This is a genomic window from Serratia sp. BW106 (assembly GCF_002607755.1).
Lineage (GTDB): Bacteria > Pseudomonadota > Gammaproteobacteria > Enterobacterales > Enterobacteriaceae > Serratia > Serratia proteamaculans.
In genome coordinates, this window is sequence record NZ_MCGS01000014.1 from 174253 (window position 1) to 196426 (window position 22174).

22 protein-coding genes are annotated in these 22174 nt (G+C 57.7%); 15 read left to right on the forward strand and 7 right to left on the reverse strand.

Features of this window, described 5'->3' with window-relative positions; translation table 11 throughout:
• The first annotated feature begins 17 nt into the window (after positions 1-17).
• Both BEI65_RS12020 and BEI65_RS12025 read left to right on the forward strand, forming a co-directional pair.
• Positions 18-593: an aminodeoxychorismate synthase component II gene (locus BEI65_RS12020; RefSeq protein ID WP_099063533.1), complete on the forward strand. Its 576-nt coding sequence runs from the start codon at positions 18-20 to the stop codon at positions 591-593.
• A gap of 131 nt (positions 594-724) precedes the next feature.
• Positions 725-1942, forward strand: a complete 1218-nt coding sequence (locus tag BEI65_RS12025; RefSeq protein ID WP_099063534.1) for an aspartate aminotransferase family protein — start codon at positions 725-727, stop codon at positions 1940-1942.
• A gap of 37 nt (positions 1943-1979) precedes the next feature.
• On the opposite strand, the gene BEI65_RS12030 is transcribed toward BEI65_RS12025, so the two are convergent.
• Together BEI65_RS12030 and crp are read right to left on the reverse strand one after the other, a co-directional pair.
• Positions 1980-4055, reverse strand: coding sequence for a YccS/YhfK family putative transporter (locus BEI65_RS12030; protein WP_099063535.1), 2076 nt, complete (start codon positions 4053-4055; stop codon positions 1980-1982).
• 54 nt (positions 4056-4109) lie between these two features.
• Positions 4110-4742 carry a cAMP-activated global transcriptional regulator CRP gene (crp, locus tag BEI65_RS12035; RefSeq protein ID WP_099063536.1) on the reverse strand — a complete coding sequence of 211 codons (633 nt, stop codon included), beginning with the start codon at positions 4740-4742 and terminating at the stop codon, positions 4110-4112.
• A 379-nt stretch (positions 4743-5121) separates the two neighbouring features.
• Between crp and BEI65_RS12040 the strand changes: the two genes are divergently transcribed.
• Complete coding sequence (locus tag BEI65_RS12040) at positions 5122-5529, forward strand: OsmC family protein (RefSeq protein ID WP_085119790.1); 408 nt, start codon at positions 5122-5124, stop codon at positions 5527-5529.
• A gap of 40 nt (positions 5530-5569) precedes the next feature.
• Here BEI65_RS12040 and BEI65_RS12045 read toward each other — a convergent pair whose 3' ends face one another.
• From BEI65_RS12045 to BEI65_RS12055, 3 genes are all read right to left on the reverse strand, one after another.
• Positions 5570-6439, reverse strand: a complete 870-nt coding sequence (locus BEI65_RS12045) for a phosphoribulokinase (protein ID WP_012147256.1) — start codon at positions 6437-6439, stop codon at positions 5570-5572.
• 151 nt (positions 6440-6590) lie between these two features.
• Positions 6591-6824, reverse strand: a complete 234-nt coding sequence (locus BEI65_RS12050) for a YheU family protein (protein ID WP_085119788.1) — start codon at positions 6822-6824, stop codon at positions 6591-6593.
• On the reverse strand, positions 6821-7801 hold the full coding sequence (locus tag BEI65_RS12055; protein ID WP_099063537.1) for a hydrolase: 981 nt from the start codon (positions 7799-7801) through the stop codon (positions 6821-6823). Before BEI65_RS12055 ends, BEI65_RS12050 begins: the two co-directional genes overlap by 4 nt.
• Positions 7802-7919: 118 nt before the next feature.
• On the opposite strand from BEI65_RS12055, the gene BEI65_RS12060 reads away from it, so the two are divergent.
• Positions 7920-8522 carry a LysE family translocator gene (locus tag BEI65_RS12060; RefSeq protein ID WP_099063538.1) on the forward strand — a complete coding sequence of 201 codons (603 nt, stop codon included), beginning with the start codon at positions 7920-7922 and terminating at the stop codon, positions 8520-8522.
• Between the two features lie 9 nt (positions 8523-8531).
• Entirely contained in the window at positions 8532-9314 is a 783-nt protein-coding gene (locus BEI65_RS12065; protein ID WP_099063539.1) for a PhzF family phenazine biosynthesis protein, read from the forward strand.
• Here the strand turns inward: BEI65_RS12065 and BEI65_RS12070 are convergent, their stop codons facing one another.
• The gene (locus tag BEI65_RS12070) at positions 9315-10295 is read right to left on the reverse strand and encodes a LacI family DNA-binding transcriptional regulator (RefSeq protein WP_099063540.1); all 981 of its coding nucleotides are present in this window, start codon (positions 10293-10295) and stop codon (positions 9315-9317) included.
• A gap of 243 nt (positions 10296-10538) precedes the next feature.
• Here BEI65_RS12070 and BEI65_RS12075 point away from each other — a divergent pair, with 243 nt between their 5' ends.
• From BEI65_RS12075 to tauD, 9 genes are all read left to right on the forward strand, one after another.
• Positions 10539-11456, forward strand: a complete 918-nt coding sequence (locus BEI65_RS12075; RefSeq protein WP_099063541.1) for a GNAT family N-acetyltransferase — start codon at positions 10539-10541, stop codon at positions 11454-11456.
• A 31-nt stretch (positions 11457-11487) separates the two neighbouring features.
• Positions 11488-12747, forward strand: coding sequence for an MFS transporter (locus tag BEI65_RS12080; RefSeq protein ID WP_099063542.1), 1260 nt, complete (start codon positions 11488-11490; stop codon positions 12745-12747).
• Positions 12740-13819 (forward strand): Gfo/Idh/MocA family protein, encoded by a 1080-nt coding sequence (locus BEI65_RS12085; RefSeq protein WP_099063543.1) that lies wholly within the window; start codon positions 12740-12742, stop codon positions 13817-13819. The genes BEI65_RS12080 and BEI65_RS12085 overlap by 8 nt, the downstream gene beginning before the upstream one ends.
• Complete coding sequence (locus BEI65_RS12090) at positions 13816-14880, forward strand: sugar phosphate isomerase/epimerase (protein ID WP_099063544.1); 1065 nt, start codon at positions 13816-13818, stop codon at positions 14878-14880. The genes BEI65_RS12085 and BEI65_RS12090 overlap by 4 nt, the downstream gene beginning before the upstream one ends.
• On the forward strand, positions 14877-15998 hold the full coding sequence (locus BEI65_RS12095; protein WP_099063545.1) for a Gfo/Idh/MocA family protein: 1122 nt from the start codon (positions 14877-14879) through the stop codon (positions 15996-15998). The genes BEI65_RS12090 and BEI65_RS12095 overlap by 4 nt, the downstream gene beginning before the upstream one ends.
• A 107-nt stretch (positions 15999-16105) precedes the next feature.
• The gene (gene tauA / locus BEI65_RS12100) at positions 16106-17101 is read left to right on the forward strand and encodes a taurine ABC transporter substrate-binding protein (protein ID WP_099063546.1); all 996 of its coding nucleotides are present in this window, start codon (positions 16106-16108) and stop codon (positions 17099-17101) included.
• A 9-nt stretch (positions 17102-17110) separates the two neighbouring features.
• Positions 17111-17878 carry a taurine ABC transporter ATP-binding subunit gene (gene tauB, locus BEI65_RS12105; RefSeq protein WP_099063547.1) on the forward strand — a complete coding sequence of 256 codons (768 nt, stop codon included), beginning with the start codon at positions 17111-17113 and terminating at the stop codon, positions 17876-17878.
• Positions 17875-18714: a taurine ABC transporter permease TauC gene (gene tauC / locus BEI65_RS12110; RefSeq protein WP_099063548.1), complete on the forward strand. Its 840-nt coding sequence runs from the start codon at positions 17875-17877 to the stop codon at positions 18712-18714. Before tauB ends, tauC begins: the two co-directional genes overlap by 4 nt.
• A complete protein-coding gene (tauD, locus tag BEI65_RS12115; protein ID WP_099063549.1) occupies positions 18711-19559 on the forward strand; it encodes a taurine dioxygenase in 849 nt (282 codons plus the stop codon). The genes tauC and tauD overlap by 4 nt, the downstream gene beginning before the upstream one ends.
• A gap of 15 nt (positions 19560-19574) precedes the next feature.
• Here the strand turns inward: tauD and BEI65_RS12120 are convergent, their stop codons facing one another.
• Complete coding sequence (locus BEI65_RS12120) at positions 19575-21488, reverse strand: ABC transporter ATP-binding protein (RefSeq protein WP_099063550.1); 1914 nt, start codon at positions 21486-21488, stop codon at positions 19575-19577.
• A 133-nt stretch (positions 21489-21621) separates the two neighbouring features.
• On the opposite strand from BEI65_RS12120, the gene kefG reads away from it, so the two are divergent.
• The gene (gene kefG, locus BEI65_RS12125; protein WP_198404436.1) at positions 21622-22173 is read left to right on the forward strand and encodes a glutathione-regulated potassium-efflux system ancillary protein KefG; all 552 of its coding nucleotides are present in this window, start codon (positions 21622-21624) and stop codon (positions 22171-22173) included.
• Position 22174: the final 1 nt, after the last annotated feature.

Here is a 22174-nt window from a genome sequence, read left to right on the forward strand (position 1 = left end):
TGTCCGTTGGAACCCCTATGCTGCTGTTGATCGATAACTACGATTCATTTACCTATAACCTTTACCAGTACTTCTGCCAATTAGGCGCCGAAGTGTTGGTGAAGCGTAACGACGAACTGCAACTGGCCGATATAGAAAGGCTGGCACCGCAGCGTCTGGTGATCTCGCCGGGCCCCTGCACCCCAAATGAAGCCGGTATCTCGCTGGCGGCTATTCGGCATTTTGCCGGCAAGCTGCCGATCCTCGGCGTTTGCCTGGGACACCAGGCACTGGGACAGGCCTTTGGCGCCAACGTGGTGCGCGCCCGTGAGGTGATGCACGGCAAGACCTCGGCGATCCGCCATCTCGACAGCGGTGTTTTTCACGGATTGAACAATCCGCTGACCGTCACCCGCTACCACTCGCTGGTGCTTGAAGCCGCTACCTTGCCGGACTGTTTTGAAGTGACCGCCTGGAGCGAGCGCGACGGCGTACGCGATGAGATTATGGGCATCCGCCACCGTCAACTGGCGCTGGAAGGGGTGCAGTTCCATCCGGAGAGCATCCTCAGTGAGCAGGGCCATCAGCTATTGGATAATTTCCTTAAAAGTTAGTTGGTTAGGTTTTTTTTAACCGCGAAGACGATTTGCGTTTGCCCTTTATTGGTTTTTTATGCATATTTTGTGATTATATTTTCACTCAATCGCAACAAAAAGACTGAGTCACATTCAGGGTGGACCCCATAATGACCGAAAAACTCGAAGTTAACCGCAGCACCTTTGATCAGGTTATCTTGCCTGTTTATGCACCAGCCCAGTTTGTCCCGGTCAGGGGCAAAGGCAGCCGCGTGTGGGACCAACAGGGGAAAGAGTACATCGATTTCTCTGGTGGCATTGCGGTGACGGCGTTGGGGCATTGCCACCCGGCCCTGGTTGAGGCATTGAAACAGCAGGGCGAAACCCTGTGGCATACCAGCAATGTTTTCACCAACGAACCGGCGCTGCGTCTGGCCACCAAGTTGATCAACGCCACCTTTGCCGACCGGGTGTTTTTCGCCAACTCCGGTGCGGAAGCCAATGAAGCGGCCTTCAAACTGGCACGCCATTACGCGATTACCCGTCACAGCCCGTACAAAACCAAAATCATCGCTTTTTATAACGCTTTCCACGGCCGCACGCTGTTTACCGTCTCGGTGGGCGGGCAGGCCAAGTATTCTGATGGTTTTGGGCCCAAGCCGGCCGATATCGTACACGTGCCATTCAACGATCTGGCGGCGGTGAAGGCGGTGATGGACGACCATACCTGTGCGGTGGTGATGGAGCCGATCCAGGGGGAAGGGGGCATTACCCCGGTCAATGCCGAATTCCTCAAGGGCGTGCGTGAACTGTGCGATAAACACCAGGCGCTGTTGGTGTTTGACGAAGTGCAAAGCGGCATGGGCCGCAGCGGCAAGCTGTTCGCCTACATGCACTATGGTGTGACGCCGGACATCCTGACTACAGCCAAAGCGCTCGGTGGCGGTTTCCCGGTTAGCGCCATGCTGACCACCGAAGAGATTGCCTCGGCGATGCAGGTGGGCACTCATGGCACCACCTACGGCGGTAATCCGCTGGCCTGCGCGGTGGCGGAAGCGGCACTGGACGTGATCAATACGCCGGAAGTGCTGAGCGGCATTGAGTTACGTCACGGGCTGTACGTGCAGGCGTTAAAGAAAATTGGCGAGAAGTACGGTATTTTCAGCGATATTCGCGGCATGGGCCTGTTGATTGGTGCCGAACTGACGGCGCCGTATCATGGCAAGGCGCGCGATTTCCTGACGGCGGCGGCTGCTCGTGGGCTGATGATCCTTAATGCCGGGCCAAATGTGATCCGCTTTGCACCTTCGCTGGTGGTGGAAATCCAGGATATCGACGAAGGTATGGCGCTGTTTGAGCTGGCAGTGCAGGACGTGATTAACGCTTAATTTGTTGCACTGATAACCGGGGCGCCACAGGGCGCCCTTATTGATCGCGCAGTTTGCGCTTCAGCCAGATGCCATGATGCGGGCGTTGGCTCCAGGCCAATGACGAGATGGTGTGCATGACGCTCAGGTGCGACAGAATACGCCGCAGGTGGCGCTCCATTTCAGTCACCGGCATATCCGGGTGCAAATCCGGCGGCTGCATAATGCCGTTGCCACTGCTCGGCCCATCGTATTCCAGCCGCTGCTGACAGCTTTGCAGCGCGATCTCACAAGATTGCAGATACTCCTCCGCCAGCTTTGGCGTCAGCATATAGTGCTCGCGCGCCAGGATGGTCATCGCGTTCAGATGTTCGACAATAAACTGGCTGTGCGTCACCCACAGGCGCATATCCGCCAGATAGTTCGATTCAAACCCCGGCTCCTGCATCGCCTGATTCAGCGAGGTGAATAACGCATTGTGCGCCTGATTAACCTGCATGCGGGCATAGGCCAGTGCGCTGGGGTCGGGTTCCTGTTCTTCCAGCAGCAAACGCAGCGCCTGCTGATCGTTCTCCAGCGCCTGGTGGGCGTTCTTGCGCAGCAGCCCGCTTTGCCACTGTGGCCACAGCCAGATGGTGCTGCCGAATACCAGCACGCAGCCAATCAGGGTGTCGATCAGCCGCGGCACCAGGAAATTGGTGCCGTTTAGCGCCAGCAATTGCAGGGTGTAGACCGCCGTCACCGTAAAGCCAATCACCGCCAGCCCGTAGTTTTTACGCGATACCAGATAGGCCAGCAGCGTGATCACCAACATCACGCTTAGGGTCTCGGCCTCGGGTAGCTGTAATTGCAGCAGACCGGCGGCGAGCACCAATCCGACCAGGGTACCGAGCGCACGGTGCTGGATGCGCACCCGGGTGGCGTTGTAGCCGTTCTGGCTCACCAGCATGATGGTCAGCAGGATCCAGTAAGGCTTCGGCAGATTGAAAAACAGACCCAGACTGCTGCCCGCCGCCAGCGTGACACCCAGCCGTGCCGCATTGCGCAGGGCGTTGGACTTGAACGACAGATAGCTGACCAGCGCGGGCCAAAACGGCAGGCGGTTTTGGTTGGCCATCAGATCGCGGCGGTAGAGCGGGTGCTGGGTGCGCAGCAGACGTGCGATGCGACTGAAGTGGTAGTAGCAGAACTGGCCCACCGGGTTGTCCGGGTGCTGCGCAGCGACTTTTTCCAGTGCCGCCAGCTCATGGTCCATTTTGAATCGCTGCGAATGCTGGTGGTAGAGAATATCGTGGGCCACCGTGCGTAGTCGGCCGGCAATCACCTGCGCATTGCGGCGGATAATTGCTTCGGCCTGGCTCTGCTCTACCAGTTTTTGTACCTCTTCCGGCAGATGCAGGCTGACGGTGATGTGTTCCTGCAAATCCAGCGCGACCTGAAAGGTGCGTTGCAGGCGCTTTTGCTCAAGGTTACTGGCGTGCGGCAAAAAATTAAGTTGCTGGTACAGCAGGGTGATCAAATCCATGACTTTTTGCTGGCGTACCAACAATGGCGGTAGCGCAGTCTGCGGATCGGTATGCTGGGTCAGTAGCGAGTATTTGGCTTCGAAGTAGTCCGCCAGCTCCAGATAGAGCTGATTGAGCGACTCGCGCATTGGCTGCTCTTTCCACAGCTTGAACCAGAACCAGGTGAACAGGCCGTACCAGGCGGTACCGACCACGTATAACAGCGGTGCGTGCCACAGCGGGACTCTACCGACCATGCTGAGAGAGAAGATGGCGGCCACCAGTGCGGCAGGCAGCAGGCGGGCGTGTAACGGGCTGATTTCACCGCTGACGCCGAGCAACAGGGCCAGGCCGAGCATCAGTAACGGCAGCGGCAACTGCCAAAGCAGAGCTTGCTGCAGCAACAGGCTACTGAAGGCAAACAGGGAACCGCCGACGATCAGGCGTTTGAAGAAGCGTTTGTGGGGCGTGTCCAACCCGGCGATGTTACAGCAGGCGGGGACCAGGGAAAATAGCAGGCCGTATTGCAGTTGGCCAATCAGCAGGCCCAGCAGTACCGGCAGGCAAAGCACCAGCGTTTGCCGCAGTGCGTAATTGACTTCCGGGTGGTAAATCAGTCGGCGCCACATGATGATTCAGGGCATAAAAAAACGGCGCGAATCATCGCGCCGTTTTTTCAGTAATTAACGCGTGCCGTAAACGACAATAGTTTTGCCGTGGGCGGAGATCAGATTTTGATCTTCCAGCATTTTCAGAATACGACCAACGGTTTCACGTGAACAACCGACGATCTGGCCAATTTCCTGGCGGGTAATTTTAATCTGCATGCCATCCGGGTGGGTCATAGCATCAGGCTGTTTCGCCAGGTTCAGCAGGGTTTGCGCGATGCGGCCCGTCACGTCCAGGAAAGCAAGGTTACCCACTTTCTCAGAGGTGATCTGCAGACGGTTTGCCATCTGCGCTGACAGGCGCATCAGGATGTCCGGGTTAACCTGAATCAACTGGCGGAATTTCTTATAGGAAATTTCAGCCACTTCACAGGCGGTTTTCGCCCTAACCCAGGCGCTACGCTCCTGACCTTCTTCAAATAATCCAAGCTCGCCGATGAAATCCCCCTGGTTAAGGTAGGACAGGATCATCTCTTTACCTTCTTCATCCTTAATCAGCACCGCTACGGAGCCTTTGACGATGTAGTAAAGCGTTTCGGCCTTTTCACCTTGGTGAATCAGCGTACTTTTGGATGAATATTTGTGGATATGGCAATGAGACAGGAACCATTCGAGAGTAGGGTCTGTTTGCGGTTTGCCGAGAACCATTCGCTGTTATCCTCTGTTGTTATCGCTGCCTTGTGTCACAGGGGTCAGAGTTCCCTGTAAAACGTGCTGTCGCCGTTTTTTTAATGGTGGCTGGCAGCAGGTTTTGAGGCGTGTCATAAATATACGCTGTCGCCCTAGCATATTAACTTGCCGGGAGAGCTGCAAGCTACATTCTGTTAACATACCGGTAAAGGAGCCTTTCCCTGGGAGTTTCCCTGAAATCAGTGTCCCGGAAAGATTTATTGCGGCTCTGTTTGTAGCACAGAGTGAGGCGGGTGTCTTGTGTTGTCTCGCTTCAGCATGATTAGCATCAGGTTCCGTTGCCAGTTTCTATGCGAAAGCGTAGTCTGATTTTAAGAAATTAACCGGAGTGACCAGTATGCAGGCAAGAGTTAAGTGGGTGGAAGGGCTGACGTTTCTGGGTGAATCCGCGTCTGGCCATCAGGTGCTGATGGACGGTAACGCCGGTGATAAAGCCCCCAGCCCGATGGAAATGGTGCTGATGTCGGTGGGAGGCTGCAGCGCGATCGATGTGGTGTCGATCCTGCAAAAAGGACGTAACGATGTGCGCGACTGCGAGGTGAAATTGACCTCCGAACGGCGTGAAGAAGCGCCACGCTTGTTTACCCATATCAACCTGCATTTTATCGTCACCGGTAAAGATTTAAGTGACAAGATTGTTGAGCGGGCGGTGAATCTTTCCGCCGAGAAGTACTGCTCGGTCTCGCTGATGTTGAGTCAGGCAGCCAGCGTGACCCACAGTTTTGAAATCCGCGCGGTGTCCTGACGGATAGAGGGGGCGCGGCCTGTCGCCGCGCTCTGATAAGTTACTCGATTTTTTTGCCTTCCAGCAGTTGCTGCACCAGCGGCGCCATAATCAGCTCCATCGCCAGCCCCATTTTGCCACCCGGCACCACCAGCGTATTGATATGCGAGATAAAAGATCCCTGCAGCATGGCCAGCAAGTAAGGGAAATCGATCTGGTCCAGACCGCGGAAGTGGATCACCACAAAGCTCTCGTCCAGCGAGGGGATCGCCTTGGCGGCAAACGGGTTGGAGGTATCTACCGTCGGCACCCGTTGGAAGTTGATGTGGGTGCGGGAGAACTGCGGCGTGATGTAGTTGATGTAGTCTTCCATCGAACGGACCACCGAGTCCATCACCGCTTCACGGGAGTGGCCGCGTTCGCCGGTATCGCGGATCAGCTTCTGGATCCACTCCAGGTTGACGATAGGCACCACGCCGACCAATAAATCGACATGTTTGGCCACGTCGTTGTGTTCGGTCACCACGCCGCCGTGCAACCCTTCATAGAACAGCACGTCGGTCGGTGCCGGTAAGGCTTCCCACGGCGTAAAGGTGCCGGGGACCTGGTTATAGGGCACCGCTTCATCGTAGGTATGCAGATATTTGCGAGAGCGGCCGGTACCGTTGGTGCCGTACTCGCTAAAGCTTTGTTGCAGCAGGCCGAAGTCGTTGGCCTCCGGGCCGAAATAGCTGATATGACGGCCGAGATCGCGCGCTTTGCGGATTGCCGCGTCCATTTCTGGCCGGGTATAGCGGTGGAAACTGTCGCCTTCCAGTTCAGCGGCACGGATGTTCAACTGCTGAAAGATTTTACGGAACGCCACGCTGGTGGTGGTGGTGCCGGCACCGCTGGAGCCGGTCACTGCGATAACGGGATGTTTGGCGGACATGGTGGTGGGTCACTCCGTGTTAAATGCGCAGGCGTCAGATATCATTATTGGTCTGTTTGACGCCCTTTCGCCAAGGGCAAAATTCCGCGCGTTGGTTTGCAATCCCTCATTGTTACCTGATTTTTTCCGTCAGTCATAGAACCGATCGGCACTAAATTTCTTCTTGTCCGGCGCGGAACTGTCCTCGAGGCATGATGTTGATGGTCTCATGCAGTTCTGACCACACCAGCAGCACCTCGCCACTTTTCAACTGGCGACGTACGTCTTCCACCTTTTGTTCCAGCGAGCGCTCGTGCTCGCCGTAGTCGGTCCCTTCACGCAGCACAAAGGACTCGATCAGGCCGTTCAGGGTCTCAGCTTCCAGTTCTTTCCAGGGGATAATCACTTGGTTGTTTCCAGATAAGGGGCAAGCCAGGATGGAATACGGTATTCCAGCCACATATGGGGTTTTTTCAATGTACCGCCGACAAAGCCGACGTGGCCGCCAAACTCGGTCAGCTGATACTCAATGTTGGGCGGCAGCGTGGCGACCTCGGGGATCACTTCGTCGGTCATAAAAGGATCGTCCTTGGCATGGATGATCAACAACGGCGTTTGGATCGACGGCAACAGCGGCAGGGCACTGCAGCGGCGGTAATAATCGGTAGCGTCGCTGAAACCGTGGATACGCGAGGTAATGGCATCGTCAAAGTCGCGGATCCGGCGCAACGCCTTGAGCTGCGGCAGTTTCAGCGGCAGGGTGTCAGGATAGTGCAGCAGTTTGCGGGTGGCGTTTTGTTTCAATTGCCCGAGCAGATAGTGCTGATAAACCCGCGAGAAGCCCTGATCCATCCGCCATGAGCAGGGTTCCAGCATCAGTGGCGCAGAGACCACCGCCGCCGCCTGCAGCAGGCTGTCGGCGCCCTGTTGCGCCAGGTAGCAGGCCAGCATGTTGCCGCCGAGCGAGACACCCACGGCGGCGGTTGGCGCTTCCCCGTAGGTGGTTCGCAGCCACTGCAGGAAAAAGCGTGCATCCTCCGTTTCGCCGGAATGATAGATGCGTTGCTTACGGTTCGGCACGCCGCTACAGCCGCGAAAATGCATCACTACCCCGAGCCAGCCTTTTTCGCGCCAGGCGCTGAGCTGGCCATGGGCATAGGGGCTGTAGAAGTTGCCTTCCAGGCCGTGGAACAGCACTACACGTGGCTTGTCGGTAGCCTGAGTCGGGTCTTCGCTCCAGGCGAGATCGACAAAGTCGCCGTCGGGCAATTCCAGCCGTTGCCAATGAGGTTTCAGCTGTACACGACGGCGCACCAGCCGTGGCAGCAGTGTCTGCAGATGGGGATTACTGGCCCCGGTCAACGGGCGAAAGGATTCATGCATAGCTTGAGTAAAAATCTTTTTGGCAACTATTGTGGGATGATTAGTGCGCTGTTAGCTTCACTACCCTGAGTTAACAATAATACTGCAAAAATCCCCCTGGGTGAGGAGCACCCGCCTGATGGAAGCGAGTTTATTTCTTTCGATGTTAGGCTTTCTGTGGGTTGCCGCGATCACCCCCGGCCCCAACAATATGTTATTGACCACTTCCGGCGCCAACTTTGGCTTTATGCGTTCACTGCTGCTGATGATAGGTATCATGCTCGGCATGCAAAGCATTTTGCTGCTGGTGGCCTTCGGCGTCGGCAGCCTGATTCTGGTTTATCCGGCTCTGCATCTGGTGCTGAAAATTCTCGGCAGCCTGTACCTGTTGTGGCTGGCGTGGAAAGTGGCCACCGCCGCCTATGAAAAGCTGGAAACCGACGTGGCACCGCCCAAGCCGATACGGCTGTATCAGGGCTGGCTGCTGCAATTCCTTAACCCCAAGGCCTGGCTGATGGCGCTGGGGGCGGTGGCAAGCTTTAGCCTGGCAGGCGATAAGTACAACACCTCGATTCTGGCGATCTCGCTGGGTATTTTCGTGGTGAACATGGTTGCCGGCGTGATTTGGCTGGGATTTGGCACGGTGATTGGCCGCCTGCTGCGTAGCAAAAAGGCCTGGATCATCTTTAACGTTTCTATGGGGCTGCTCACGGCGGCCTGTGTGTTACTGATCTGGCATTAAGGAAATACGATGGCAGAAAATTACTTCCACATTGTGGCCTTCACCGGCGAAGGATTTCGTGGCAACCCGGCCGGTGTCTGCCTGCTGAAACAGTCACTGTCGACCGCCGAGATGCAGGCCATCGCCAATGAGCTGAGCCTGCCGGAAACCAGCTTTGTCTGGGACGATGGGGATATGTCGGCTATCCGCTGGTTCACGCCTCATCGCGAGGTCGATCTGTGTGGCCATGGTACGCTGGCGGCGGCACACGTGATGTTCAGCGTGGTGAACCCGGCGCTGCAGGATATCCGTTTCCGTTCGGCGAGCGGCGATTTGTACGTTAAACGCGACGCCGAAGATGGCGAACGGCTGGTTCTGGATTTCCCGTCCCGGCCACCGCAGAAGGTTGTGGAACCTGAAGGGTTGGCGGCACTGTTGGGCGCTGAACCGCAGGAAGTGTGGCAGGCCAATGCGCTGTTAGTGGTGCTGGAAAACGAAGCGCAGGTGCGGGCGTTACAGCCGGATATCCCGGTATTGATTGCCCTGGTCGGCCGTGCGGTGATCGTAAGTGCTCCGGGTGAAAAGGTCGATTTTGTCTCGCGCTATTTCACTCTCGACGGCGGTGAAGACCCGGTGACCGGCTCGGCACACTGCACGCTGATGCCTTACTGGACCGCACGTCTCGGTCGCCATCAACTGCACGCGTGGCAGATTTCGGCACGTGGCGGCGAGTTGTTCTGTGAGCTGAAGGGCGATCGCACCTTGATTGGTGGCTATGCGGGCACGTTTTTGCGTGGGGAGTTGAGCCTGTAGTCAGGCTGAGCCACGCTCAACCAGCCGCCACTCAAGCACTTCATTGCGCGGCGGTTGTTGCGGATTTTTGATTTTTTCCAGCAGCAACTGCACGCTGCGCACGCCGAACTGGTGCATCGGTTGTTCGACGGTGGTCAGCGGTGGCGTGGTGACGGCACCGAATGGCACGCCGTCAAAGCCCATTACCGCGATATCTTCGGGAATGCGCAATCCCTGTTGGTGCAGGGTGCTCATCGCCCCACCGGCGATCACGTCGGAAATGGCGAATACCGCATCCGGTCGCGGCTCGGTATCCAGCAGGCGGCCCATGGCCAACGCACCGGCGGCATATTCCAGTCCCTCGACGTATTCCACCTGACAATAGTCGAACCCGGCTTCGGCCAGCGCCTGTCGATAACCTTGCTCTCGCTGCTGCGAGTAGAGATAGCGCATGTCGCTGTTGATCAGGGCAATACGTCGTCGGCCCTGTGCAGCTAAATAACGCACGCCGGCCATCGCCGCCTGATGGTTGTCGATGGTGACTGAAGAAGCGCGGAACTCGGGATCGCCTTCGCCGCATTGTACCCAGGGGAAATCGCCAATCATTGCGGTCAGGCCAGGCAGGCAACTGACGGCGTCCATGGTAATCACGCCGTCGACCACTTTACCGCTCAGCAGGCTGAGATAGGCGGACTCCCGGGTTGGATTGGATTCGGAGTTGCATAGCAAAATGTGGTAGCCGTGGCGTTCGGCTTCTTCTTCGATACCGCGTACTACCAGGGAACAAAAAGGATTGGTGATACTGGAAACCAGTACCAGCAGCATACGGCTACGCGAAGTGCGTAGCTGACGCGCCAGCAGGTTGGGTTGGTAGTCGCATGCGCGGATCGCCGCCAGTACCTTGTCGCGAGTGGCCGGTTTGACGATTTGCTGGCCGTTCAATACCCGTGAGACCGTCGCGGCAGAGACGCCGGCGAGTTTCGCCACCTTTTCGATCGACATGGTTTGCTGTTCCTTCTGCCCAATTGCCCCGCACAATATGCCCAAGCGCGGCAAAAAGTCTGCGCCTGGCCTCAGGATTGTGATGTGGGTTACAAATTCATCTTATCAGCCCCTTTCAACAGATTAATCAGGTTGCCGAAAAAAAGAAATCGATTACATTTTGCTCATGGTGGAAATGAAATCGATTACATTTTGCGATTTCGCGTTATTTCGCTGAACCCATAATCTGAAAAGAGGTGGCGGATGCAGGTGCAACTGAGAGTAGCGGAAAACGGTGATCGCCAGACGGTCGCACAACTGATTCATCTGTCGACCAATGCCTGGTATCAACGCCACGGCATGGGCGCCATCTTTTCCGCAGAGCCGACCAGCTGCGGGCTGTTTGTTGACGTCTATCACCATCTGGATCCCGGCCAACACTGGGTTGCGCACGATGAACAGGGCGTGCTGTGCGGTTCCTGCTTCTTTCACCCGCGTGAAACTCATCTCGGGCTGGGCATCATGAATGTACATCCCGACTACTTTGGCCGTGGTATCGCCGCGCAACTGTTGGGCAAGGCCGATGAGCTGGCGGGAGAGCGGCCTGTAAGGTTGCTTTCCAGCGCGCTGAACCTGGATTCCTACGCCCTGTACCACCGCGCCGGTTTTACGCCCTATGCGATTTACCAGGATATGACGATCCCGGTGCCGGTAGAGGGATTTTCCTTCCCCAGTCTGACGCGTGGCAGAGTGCGCTCCGCCCAGCCAGAGGATCTGCCCGGCATCCTGCAGTTGGAACGAACGCTGTTGGGCATCGAACGTCGGCGCGATATTGACTACTTCCTCAACGACGCCAGCGGGCTATGGCGGACTGCCGTGTGGGAACTTGACGGCAGCATTGGCGGTTATCTGGCTTCGGTGGCGCATCCGGCTTCCCGCCTGTTGGGGCCGGGCTGCAGCCACAGCGAAGAGATTGCCCTGGAGTTGATCAGTTGGATGCTGGATCGCCACCATCGCGGTACCACGCCGGTGGTGCTGGTACCGGCGCAACGTTCTGCCCTCAGCCAGGTGTTGTTGCAGTGGGGCGGGCGGATTTGTGAATTGCATTTGGCGCAGGTGAAAGGCCGTGCGCTACAACCCGGCGGTGTGGTTATGCCGTCCTTCCTGCCGGAAAGCGGTTAGACAACACCACAACAAGACCAATGGGGGAATTATGCAAACTGACAGCGCGGTCCTGGGGACCAAAAGCGTCACATTCAAATGGGTGGTGCCGCGGTTGGCACTGATGATGTTTCTGCAGTTCTTTGTTTGGGGGGCGTGGTACGTCACGCTCGGCGTAGTGATGGGTAAGTTCGGCCTGGCGGCGATCATCGGCGATGCTTACTCGACCGGGCCGATCGCTTCGATTCTGTCACCTTTCGTGCTGGGCATGCTGGTCGATCGCTTCTTCGCCTCGCAGAAGGTGCTGGGGGTGCTGCATCTGATCGGTGCCGGGTTGTTGTGGCTGATGCCCGGCTTCTTCAGCAGTGGACAGAGCGGCCTGTTGTGGATCATTTTCGGTTATATGTTGTGTTATATGCCGACTATCGCCCTCAGCAACAACGTGGCGTTTTATAGCCTGAGCAACAGCGAAAAAGCCTTTCCTGTGGTGCGGGCGTTCGGCACCTTTGGCTGGATTGTCGCCGGGCTGATCGTCGGTGCCAGCGGGCTGTCAGACAGTACCGGTATTTTCACACTGGCGGCGGTGGCCTCGTTGGTGTTGGCCATTTACAGCTTCACCCTGCCACACACCCCGGCGCCGGAACGCGGCAAACCGATAAAAATGCGTGACCTGCTGTGTGCCGATGCTTTCGCCATGCTGAAGCAGCGACACTTCCTGGTATTTATCATCTGCGCGACGCTGATCTCCATCCCGCTGGCGGCCTACTATGCCTATGCCGCGCCTTTCATTGCGGCGACCGGTTTCAGCAATGTCGGTGGGGTGATGTCGTTGGGGCAGATGTCCGAACTGTTCTTTATGCTGCTGATCCCGTTTCTGTTTGTACGGCTGGGCATCAAGGTGATGCTGCTGATTGGCATGTTGGCGTGGTTCCTACGCTACGTGATGTTTGCGCTGGGGATTACCGAAGAACTACGCTGGATGATTTACCTCGGCATCATTCTGCACGGCATGTGCTACGACTTCTTTTTCGTGATCGGTTTTATCTACACCGACAAGGTGGCCGGTGACAAGGTCAAGGGCCAGGCCCAGAGTCTGCTGGTGTTGTTCACCTATGGTCTGGGCATGTTGATCGGTTCGCAAATCAGCGGTGCACTGTTTAATCGTTTGGTGACGGCAGAAGGGGCGGCAGCGCTACCACAGTGGCAGAGTTTCTGGTGGTATCCGGCCATCGGTGCGCTGGTGATCGCGGCACTGTTCTTCTTCACCTTCAATTACCGGGAAATCCCGCAGGGGGAGAAACGCGATGACTGACTTGCGCGTGCTGGTGGTGGGCTGCGGCAATATGGGGGCTTCACATGCTGAAGCCTATCAGGGTATGGACGGCATCGAGATTTGTGGATTGGTGGCGCGCGGTGATTCCCGACATCGGCTCAATACCCGGTTGGGGGGCGGCTACCCGGTGTTCAGTGATTTCGCCCAGGCGCTGGCGGTGACGCGTCCGGATGCGGTTTGCCTGACCACCTGGCCAGATACTCATGAGGCCTACGCGTTGGCGGCGCTGGCTGCCGGTTGCCATCTGTTCATTGAAAAACCGCTCGCCACTACCCAGGCCGGTGCGGAGCGAGTGATTGCCGCCGCGCGGGCCGCCGGGCGGCAACTGGTGGTCGGCTATATTCTGCGTCACCACCCGTCATGGCAGCTATTTGTCGAATTGGCCCGTGATTTGGGCAAACCGCTGGTGATGCGCATGAACCTCAATCAACAGAGTCACGGTGCGATGTGGGATGTGCACCGCAGTTTGATGCAGTCGCTGTCGCCGATTGTCGACTGTGGCGTGCATTACCTCGACGTGATGTGCCAGATGACCCAGTCGGAGCCGGTCAGCGTCAGCGCCATCGGTGCACGACTGAGTGAGGAGCTGCCGCCGGAAATGTACAACTATGGCCAGTTACAGGTGCGTTTTGCCGATGGCTCCGTTGGCTGGTACGAAGCCGGCTGGGGGCCGATGATCAGCGAAACCGCCTACTTCGTCAAAGACGTGATTGGACCGCGTGGCTCAGTCTCGATCGTCGCGCGGCAGGCGGATGCGGATTCAGATAACGTCGACGGCCACACCCGTACCGACTCGTTGCGTATCCACAGCGCGGCGTTGGATAGCACTAATCAGTTTCTCCAATCGGATCGCTGGATTGACTGTCAGGACGAACCGGACCATTTGGCGCTGTGCCTGAGCGAGCAGCGCTATTTTCTTCAGGCGATCCAGGACGGGTTGGATCTCGACCGGCATTGGCAGGATGCCCTGAACAGCCTGCGGGTGGTACTGGCGGCGGACGAAGCGGTGCGCAGCCGGCAAACAGTAATGTTAGGGAGGTCATCAGCATGAAAACCATTCAGGGGCCGGGGCTGTTTCTGGCCCAGTTTATCGGCCCGCAGGCGCCGTTTGATTCGCTGGACGGGTTGGCCGGTTGGGCCGCCGGGCTGGGGTTTAAAAGCCTGCAGATCCCGACCACGTCCCCCGCTATTTTTGATCTCAAGCGGGCGGCCCACAGCCAGGAGTATTGTGACGAGGTGCGCGCGTTGCTGGCGGGGCACGGCCTGACGATCTCCGAGTTATCCACCCATTTGCAGGGGCAACTGGTGGCGGTGCATCCGGCTTACGATCCGGCTTTTGACGGCTTTGCTCCGGTCCAGGTGCGCGGCAATCCTCAGGCCCGGCAGGCATGGGCAACGGAGCAATTGCTGATGGCAGCACAGGCATCGCAGCGGTTGGGATTAGCCGCACACGTGACTTTTTCCGGCGCGCTGGCCTGGCCCTATTTTTACCCCTGGCCACCGCACAATGCGCTGTTGCTGGAGGAAGCCTTCGGGCAACTGGCACAGCGTTGGCGGCCGATCCTCGATGCTTTTGACGACGTCGGTGTCGACCTTTGCTATGAACTGCACCCAGGGGAGGATCTGCATGACGGTGTGACCTTTGAGCGCTTTCTGCGGCAGGTTGGCAATCACCCGCGTTGCCATATCCTGTATGACCCTAGCCATCTGCATTTGCAGCAGATGGACTATCTTGGCTTTATTGATGTTTATCACCCGCGCATCCGGGCGTTTCACGTCAAGGATGCTGAATATCGGCCCAGTGCTCGCAGCGGCGTGTACGGCGGTTATCAGCCGTGGCTGGAAAGGCCCGGACGCTTTCGTTCACTCGGCGATGGGCAGATCGACTTCCCGGCAATTTTCAGCAAGCTGGCGCAGTACGATTTTCCCGGCTGGGCCACGCTGGAGTGGGAGTGCTGTCTGAAATCGCCGGAGGCCGGTGCGCGGGAAGGGGCTGAGTTTATCGCCCGCCATATTATTCCGGTCGCTGAGAGGGCGTTTGATGATTTTGCCGCCGTCGGCGGTGAACGCAAACAGGTCAGACAGATGTTGGGTATGGGAGAGCAACCATGAGATTACGCTTGGGGATGGTCGGCGGGGGCGAAGGGGCCTTTATCGGCGCAGTGCATCGTCTGGCGGCGCGGATGGACGATGAGTTTGAGCTGGTAGCCGGGGCTTTCTCTGCTGATTGGGAAAACTGTCGCCGCACCGGCGAACGGCTACACCTCGACCCACAGCGCTGCTATCACGATTTTAACCAGATGGCGCAGGCAGAGGCGGCGCGCGAAAACGGCATCGATGTGGTGGCTATCGTCACCCCCAATTATCTGCATGCGCCGGTGGCGACCGCGTTTCTTAACGCCGGCATCGACGTCATCTGCGACAAGCCTCTGTGCAACAGCTATGCCGAGGCGTTGCAGTTGGCCGACACGGTGCAGCGTAGCGGAAAGCAGCTGATATTGACCCATAACTACAGTGCCTATCCGTTGGTGCGCGAGGCGCGTAGTCGGGTATTAGCCGGTGAGTTGGGGGCGATCCGCTTTATCGAGGTGGAGTATTTGCAAGAATGGCTGGCGCAGCCGCTGGAACTGACCGACAACAAGCAGGCTGGCTGGCGTTCCCAGCCAGAAAAGGCCGGGGCCGGCTGTATTGGTGATGTGGGTACCCATGCCTGGCAGTTGGCGCACTTTGTCAGCGGCCTGTTGCCGCAGGCGATCAGCGCCGAACTCACTGCGTTTATTCCTGGGCGTCAGATAGACGATGATGTGCGGGTGCAAATGCGCTACGCCAACGGTGCCAGAGGCAGACTGTGGGCCAGTCAGGTGGCTTGCGGCCATGAGAACGGCCTGCGGTTGAGGATTTATGGTAGCGACGGCAGCCTGGAATTTTGTCAGGAGCAACCTAATCAGCTGTGGATGCGGCCCCGGGATGCGCCAGCCTATTGCATAACACGCGCCTCTTCATTCCAGTATGTGGAGAACCGTTCACTGGCACGGGTACCGGCAGGGCATCCTGAAGGCTATCTGGAAGGATTTGGTCAGATTTACCGCGAGGCGGCGGTACGATTGCGGGATGGGCCGCAGGCGGCACCCCTGTTACCGGGGATTGATACCGGGGTACAGGGCATGGCATTTATCGATGCTGCCCAACGTAGCAGTGCTGCGGGTGGACAATGGGTCGACCTGAACTAATTTATATTCCCATAAGTAATAACGCAGTTTTTTTTATTCTTTTATAGCTCGCCACCGCTCAGATAAAACTGTCAGCAACTGAACAGACTTTTATCAACGGAGCGATCATGGCGAGCAAACTGTTTTCATTACGCGGCGCGGCACTGCTGGTGTTATCACTTGGCGCGGCTAATGCCTATGCGGTAGACGTGACCGTGGCCTACCAGACGTCGGCGGAACCCGCTAAGGTGGCGCAGGCGGAAAACAGCTTCGCCAAACAATCCGGTGCCACCGTTGACTGGCGTAAATTCGACAGCGGATCCAGCGTGCTGCGTGCGTTGGCCTCCGGCGACGTGCAGATCGGTAATATCGGCTCCAGCCCACTGGCGGTGGCCGCCAGCCAAAAATTGCCAATCGAAGTGTTTCTGATCGCCTCCCAGCTCGGCAGTTCCGAAGCCCTGGTGGTGAAAAAAGAGATCAAAAGCCCGCAGGATTTGATCGGCAAACGCATCGCCGTCCCCTTTATCTCAACCACCCACTATAGCCTGCTGGCTTCTCTGAAGCATTGGGGCATCAAGCCTGAGCAGGTCAAAATTCTCAATCTGCAACCGCCGGCGATTGCCGCCGCCTGGCAGCGTGGTGACATTGACGGAGCCTACGTCTGGGCACCGGTGGTCAATGAGTTAGCCAAGCAGGGTAAAGTGCTGACCGATTCCGCCCAGGTCGGGCAATGGGGCGCGCCGACGCTCGACGTTTGGGTGGTGCGCAAGGACTTTGCCGACAAACATCCTGAAGTGGTGACCGCCTTTGCTGCCAGCGCGCTGAACGCGCAAAAAGCCTATCTGGCGCAACCGGAACAATGGCTGAAGGACAAGGGCAATCTCAGCACGCTGTCCCGTCTGAGCGGCGTGCCGGAAGAACAGATACCGGTGCTGGTGAAAGGCAATACCTATTTGCCGGTGGCGGAGCAAATCACCCAGTTGGGGCAGCCGGTGGACAAGGCGATCCGTGATACTGCCGAGTTCCTGAAACAGCAGGGCAAAATTCCACAGGTCGACAGCGACTACAGTGCCTACGTCACCGATCGTTTTGTGAAACAGGTGCAGGCTGCGCCGCAGTCGTAGGGGAGCCGTATGTTAAACGTTAATCACCTTTCAGCAGAGTATCAGGGGCGCCCTGCGCTGCGGGACGTTTCGTTCCAGATTGCCGCCGGGCAACTGGTGGTGGTGCTCGGGCCTTCGGGCTGCGGCAAGACCACGCTGTTGAATTTGATCGCCGGGTTTATTGAGCCTTCAGCTGGCAGCATCACGCTTGATGGAACGACCGTTAACGGCCCCGGAGCCGAGCGGGGCGTGGTGTTCCAGCATGAAGGTTTACTGCCGTGGCGTAATGTGGTGGATAACGTCGAGTTTGGCCTGCAACTGGCCGGTATCGGCAAGCAGCAGCGCCGTCAGGTGGCAGAGCAGATGTTGCAACGTGTCGGGTTGGCCGGTTATGAACGGCACTTTATCTGGCAGCTCTCCGGCGGTATGCGTCAACGGGTGGGCATTGCCCGCGCACTGGCCGCCGACCCGCGTCTGCTGTTGCTGGATGAACCGTTCGGCGCGCTGGACGCTTTTACCCGCGAGCAAATGCAGGAACTGCTGCTGAACATTTGGCGTGATACCGGCAAGCAGGTATTGCTGATCACCCACGATATTGAAGAGGCGGTGTTCCTGGCCAGTGAACTGTTGCTGCTGTCGCCGGGGCCGGGGCAGGTGGTGGAACGCCTGACGCTTAACTTTGGCCAACGCTATGCCGACGGCGAGGCCTGCCGTTCGATTAAGTCCGATCCTGAATTTATCGCGCAGCGCGAATACGTGCTGGGCAAAGTCTTCCAACAGCGCGAGGCCTTGCTATGAGTCTGCATTCTGCCCTCAAAGAGGGGGCTCAGCCGCAGGCTGCAGCAGCGCCCCGTCGTTTTAGCGTGCCGCGTAACGTCTGGCTGAGCAGTGCCACCCTGCTGGTGGTATTGGCCATCTGGTGGAGTGTGACCGCGCTGAACCTGATCAGCCCGTTATTCTTACCGGCCCCGCAGCAGGTGTTGCATCAACTGATTACCATCGCCAGCCCGCAAGGCTTTATGGATGCCACGCTATGGCAGCATCTGGCCGCCAGCCTGGGACGCATCCTGGTGGCGCTGTTGGCCGCGGTGATTATCGGTGTGCCGGTGGGCATTGCCATGGGGTTAAACGACACGGTGCGCGGCATTCTTGATCCGTTGATTGAGATTTACCGTCCGGTGCCGCCGCTGGCCTATTTACCGTTGATGGTGATTTGGTTCGGCATCGGCGAAACCTCCAAAATACTGCTGATTTATCTGGCGATTTTCGCCCCGGTGACGCTGTCTGCCGTGGCCGGTGTGCGCAGTGTGGCGCAGGTCCGGGTGCGGGCTGCTCGTACGCTGGGCGCCAACCGCTGGCAGGTGCTGCGCTTTGTGGTGCTGCCGAGCGCCTTGCCGGAGATTTTAACCGGCATCCGCATTGGGTTGGGGGTCGGCTGGTCGACGCTGGTGGCCGCAGAACTGATTGCCGCCACTCGCGGCCTGGGATTTATGGTGCAATCCGCCGGTGAGTTTCTGGCGACCGATGTGGTGCTGGCCGGCATCGGCGTGATTGCGATTATTGCATTTGGGCTGGAGCTGGGGTTACGTGCCTTGCAGCGCCGATTGACCCCGTGGCATGGAGTACAGCAATGAACGAACGTTTAAGTATCACCCCGCTGGGGCCTTATATCGGTGCACTGGTGGAAAACGTTGAGCTGGCGCGCCCGTTGGGCGATGGCCAGTTCGAGCAGCTTTACCATGCGCTGCTGAAGCACCAGGTGCTGTTCTTGCGCAATCAGCCAATCACGCCGCTGCAACAGCGTAATTTGGCCGGTCGCTTCGGCGATCTGCATATCCATCCGGTCTACCCGCAAGCCGCCGACGTGAAAGAGATTATCGTGCTGGATACCCATGACAATAATCCGCCGGACAACGATAACTGGCACACCGACGTGACCTTTATCGAAAACCCGCCTTTGGGGGCGATTCTGGCGGCGAAAACCCTGCCCTCCACCGGTGGCGATACGCTGTGGGCCAGTGGCATTGCGGCCTATGAAGCCTTGTCTGAGCCGTTCAGACAATTGCTGGCCGGGCTGAAGGCGGAGCATGACTTCACCAAGTCATTCCCGGAGCACAAGCACCGTGGCAGTGAAGAAGAACGTCAGCGCTGGCAGGTAGCGGTACAGAAAAACCCGCCGTTGTTGCATCCGGTGGTGCGCACGCATCCGGTCAGCGGCCGGCAGGCTCTGTTCGTCAATGAAGGTTTCACTACGCGGATTGTTGATTTGGCACCGAAGGAGAGCGACGCGCTGCTGAACTTCCTGTTCGCCCACATTACCAAGCCGGAGTTCCAGGTGCGCTGGCGCTGGCAGGAAAATGACGTTGCCATCTGGGATAACCGCGTGACGCAGCATTACGCCAACGCGGATTATCTGCCGCAGCGGCGCATTATGCACCGCGCGACCATTCTGGGGGATAAGCCTTTTTACAAGGCCTAAAAGGTGGGGTCTGAGTTACAGATCAAACTCGTTGGTGAACTGTTCCAACTGCTCTTGCGCATCCAGCCAGGTCATTTCCGTTTCTTCCAGCGCGGACTTGGCCTGGCTTTGCTGTTGCAGGCAGAGGGTCAGATCGGCCTTGCGGCTGATGTCATACAGCGAGGAGTCCGCCAGCTTCTCTTCCACCGCCGCCAGTTCGGCACTCAGCTTTTCCATCTGCTGTTCCAGCTTGGCAATCTGCTTGCGTAGCGGTTGAGTCTGGCTGCGGAACTCGGCTTCCCGACGTTTCTGATCCTTGCGCGCCTGGGCGCTGTTACCGTTGTTTTCCTTGTCCGGCGCGTCCTGCTGGTTTTCCTGGCGTTGCAGGTCGATCAGCCATTGCTGATAGTCGTCCAAATCGCCATCGAACACTTCCACCTGGCCATCGTGCACCAGATAGAGATCGTCGGTAGTGGAGCGCAACAGGTGACGGTCGTGCGAGACCACCACTAACGCGCCCTCGAAGTCGATCAGCGCTTCGGTCAGCGCCTGACGCATGTCCAGATCCAGGTGGTTGGTCGGTTCATCGAGCAGCAGCAGGTTAGGGCGTTGCCAAACGATCAGAGCCAGTACCAGCCGGGCTTTTTCGCCGCCGGAGAAACGCTCGGTGGCCTCGGTGACCTTATCGCCCTGGAAGCCAAAGCCGCCCAGGTAGTCGCGCAACTGCTGTTCCAGCACCCGGGGAGCGATGCGGCTCAAATGCTGCAGCGGGGATTCATCGGCGCGCAAGAACTCCAGCTGATGCTGGGCGAAGTAACCCAGCTTGATGCCTTTTGCCAGACCAATCTCACCGCTCAGCGGTTCCAGTGAGCCGGCCAGCATTTTGATCAGGGTAGATTTACCGGCGCCATTACGGCCCAGCAAACCGATGCGCGAGCCGGGCACCAGGTTCAGTTTGATCGAGTTCAGGATCACCTTGTCGCCATAACCGGCGCTGACCTTTTCCATGCGCAGCAGCGGGTTCGGCAGGCTTTCCGGTTGGCGGAAGCTGAAGCTGAACGGGTTATCGACGTGGGCCGGTGCGATCAACTCCATGCGTTCAAGCATTTTGATGCGGCTTTGCGCCTGCTTGGCCTTGGTAGCCTGCGCGCGGAAGCGGTCAATGTAGCTTTGCAGGTGCGCCACTTTCTCTTGTTGATTCTGGTACAGCGCCTGTTGCTGAGCCAGTTTGGTCGAACGCTGACGTTCGAACGAAGAGTAGTTACCGGTATATTCGTTAATGGTTTCTTGTTCGATATGCAGAATTTTATCGACGATCGGATCGAGGAAGTCGCGGTCATGCGAAATCAGCACCAGCGTGCCAGGGTAGCTCTTCAGCCAACGCTCCAGCCAGATCACCGCATCCAGGTCCAGGTGGTTGGTGGGTTCGTCGAGCAGCAGCAGGTCTGAGCGACAGACCAGCGCTTGTGCCAGGTTCAGACGCATACGCCAGCCGCCCGAGAAGGCGCGTACCGGATTGAGCAACTGTTCGTTGGAAAAGCCCAGACCGTGCAGCAGGCTGGCGGCGCGTGAACGGATAGTCCAGGCATCGAGCGCGTCCAGTTTACCGTGCAGCGTGGCGATGGCATGACCGTCGTTTTTATCGTTCGCCACCTGCAATTCGGCTTCAAGCTGGCGGAATTCGCGGTCGCCGTCGATCACATACTCAAGCGCCGGTATATCCAGCGCCGGCGTTTCCTGGTTGACCCAGGCCAGGGCCCAGTTGCTTGGGAAGGTGTAGCTGCCGCCGTCCGCGGCCATTTCGCCCTTCAGCAATGACAGCAGCGTCGATTTGCCGCAGCCGTTTTTACCCACCAGGCCGACTTTCTGACCTGGATTAACCGTCGCAGTGGCGTTGTCCAACAGGACGCGGGTGCCGCGTCGGATTTGTAGCGAGGAAAATACAATCATAAAGTGCCGTATGTTCAGAGTATGTTAAATTGAGTGAGTTCTAAGTTAACAGGACGCAGACTGTCCTATTATTAGTCTTTGCGGAGCATGGTAACGGAAAACCGCTACCCTGACGACGCTTTGGAGGGGAATGATGTCACAGCCGCCGAAGGTCTTGCTGCTGTATGCCCATCCGGAATCCCAGGACTCGGTCGCGAATCGGGTTTTGCTTCGACCGGCACAGCAGTTGGACCATGTCACCGTGCACGATTTATACGCGCACTATCCTGATTTTTTTATTGATATTCACCACGAACAACAACTGCTGCGTGAACATCAGGTCATTGTTTTTCAACATCCTCTCTATACCTACAGTTGCCCGGCTCTGTTGAAAGAATGGCTGGATCGCGTGCTGTCGCGCGGTTTTGCCAGCGGCATGGGTGGTAATGCGCTGGCGGGAAAGTACTGGCGCTCGGTGATCACCACCGGTGAACCTGAGGGGGCCTATCGCACCGGCGGTTATAACCGCTATCCGATGGAAGATATTTTGCGTCCGTTCGAACTGACCGCCGCCATGTGCCACATGCACTGGCTGACGCCGATGCTGGTGTATTGGGCGCGCAGGCAGAAGCCGGAGGTGCTGGAAAGCCATGCCGCCGCGTATGGCGACTGGCTGCGTAATCCGCTACCACGCGGAGGGAGGTAAA

Bases quoted from the DNA above. Each gene is read 5' to 3' on its own strand.
- tauC (WP_099063548.1), top strand. From the start codon at position 17,875: ATGAGTCTGCATTCTGCCCTCAAAGAGGGGGCTCAGCCGCAGGCTGCA.
- kefG (WP_198404436.1), top strand. From the start codon at position 21,622: ATGTCACAGCCGCCGAAGGTCTTGCTGCTGTATGCCCATCCGGAATCC.
- BEI65_RS12060 (WP_099063538.1), top strand. From the start codon at position 7,920: ATGGAAGCGAGTTTATTTCTTTCGATGTTAGGCTTTCTGTGGGTTGCC.
- BEI65_RS12070 (WP_099063540.1), bottom strand. From the start codon at position 10,295: ATGTCGATCGAAAAGGTGGCGAAACTCGCCGGCGTCTCTGCCGCGACG.
- BEI65_RS12095 (WP_099063545.1), top strand. From the start codon at position 14,877: ATGAGATTACGCTTGGGGATGGTCGGCGGGGGCGAAGGGGCCTTTATC.
- BEI65_RS12065 (WP_099063539.1), top strand. From the start codon at position 8,532: ATGGCAGAAAATTACTTCCACATTGTGGCCTTCACCGGCGAAGGATTT.
- BEI65_RS12030 (WP_099063535.1), bottom strand. From the start codon at position 4,055: ATGTGGCGCCGACTGATTTACCACCCGGAAGTCAATTACGCACTGCGG.
- BEI65_RS12040 (WP_085119790.1), top strand. From the start codon at position 5,122: ATGCAGGCAAGAGTTAAGTGGGTGGAAGGGCTGACGTTTCTGGGTGAA.
- tauA (WP_099063546.1), top strand. From the start codon at position 16,106: ATGGCGAGCAAACTGTTTTCATTACGCGGCGCGGCACTGCTGGTGTTA.
- BEI65_RS12080 (WP_099063542.1), top strand. From the start codon at position 11,488: ATGCAAACTGACAGCGCGGTCCTGGGGACCAAAAGCGTCACATTCAAA.
- BEI65_RS12075 (WP_099063541.1), top strand. From the start codon at position 10,539: ATGCAGGTGCAACTGAGAGTAGCGGAAAACGGTGATCGCCAGACGGTC.
- BEI65_RS12085 (WP_099063543.1), top strand. From the start codon at position 12,740: ATGACTGACTTGCGCGTGCTGGTGGTGGGCTGCGGCAATATGGGGGCT.
- BEI65_RS12020 (WP_099063533.1), top strand. From the start codon at position 18: ATGCTGCTGTTGATCGATAACTACGATTCATTTACCTATAACCTTTAC.
- tauB (WP_099063547.1), top strand. From the start codon at position 17,111: ATGTTAAACGTTAATCACCTTTCAGCAGAGTATCAGGGGCGCCCTGCG.
- BEI65_RS12045 (WP_012147256.1), bottom strand. From the start codon at position 6,439: ATGTCCGCCAAACATCCCGTTATCGCAGTGACCGGCTCCAGCGGTGCC.
- BEI65_RS12025 (WP_099063534.1), top strand. From the start codon at position 725: ATGACCGAAAAACTCGAAGTTAACCGCAGCACCTTTGATCAGGTTATC.
- BEI65_RS12120 (WP_099063550.1), bottom strand. From the start codon at position 21,488: ATGATTGTATTTTCCTCGCTACAAATCCGACGCGGCACCCGCGTCCTG.
- crp (WP_099063536.1), bottom strand. From the start codon at position 4,742: ATGGTTCTCGGCAAACCGCAAACAGACCCTACTCTCGAATGGTTCCTG.
- BEI65_RS12055 (WP_099063537.1), bottom strand. From the start codon at position 7,801: ATGCATGAATCCTTTCGCCCGTTGACCGGGGCCAGTAATCCCCATCTG.
- tauD (WP_099063549.1), top strand. From the start codon at position 18,711: ATGAACGAACGTTTAAGTATCACCCCGCTGGGGCCTTATATCGGTGCA.
- BEI65_RS12090 (WP_099063544.1), top strand. From the start codon at position 13,816: ATGAAAACCATTCAGGGGCCGGGGCTGTTTCTGGCCCAGTTTATCGGC.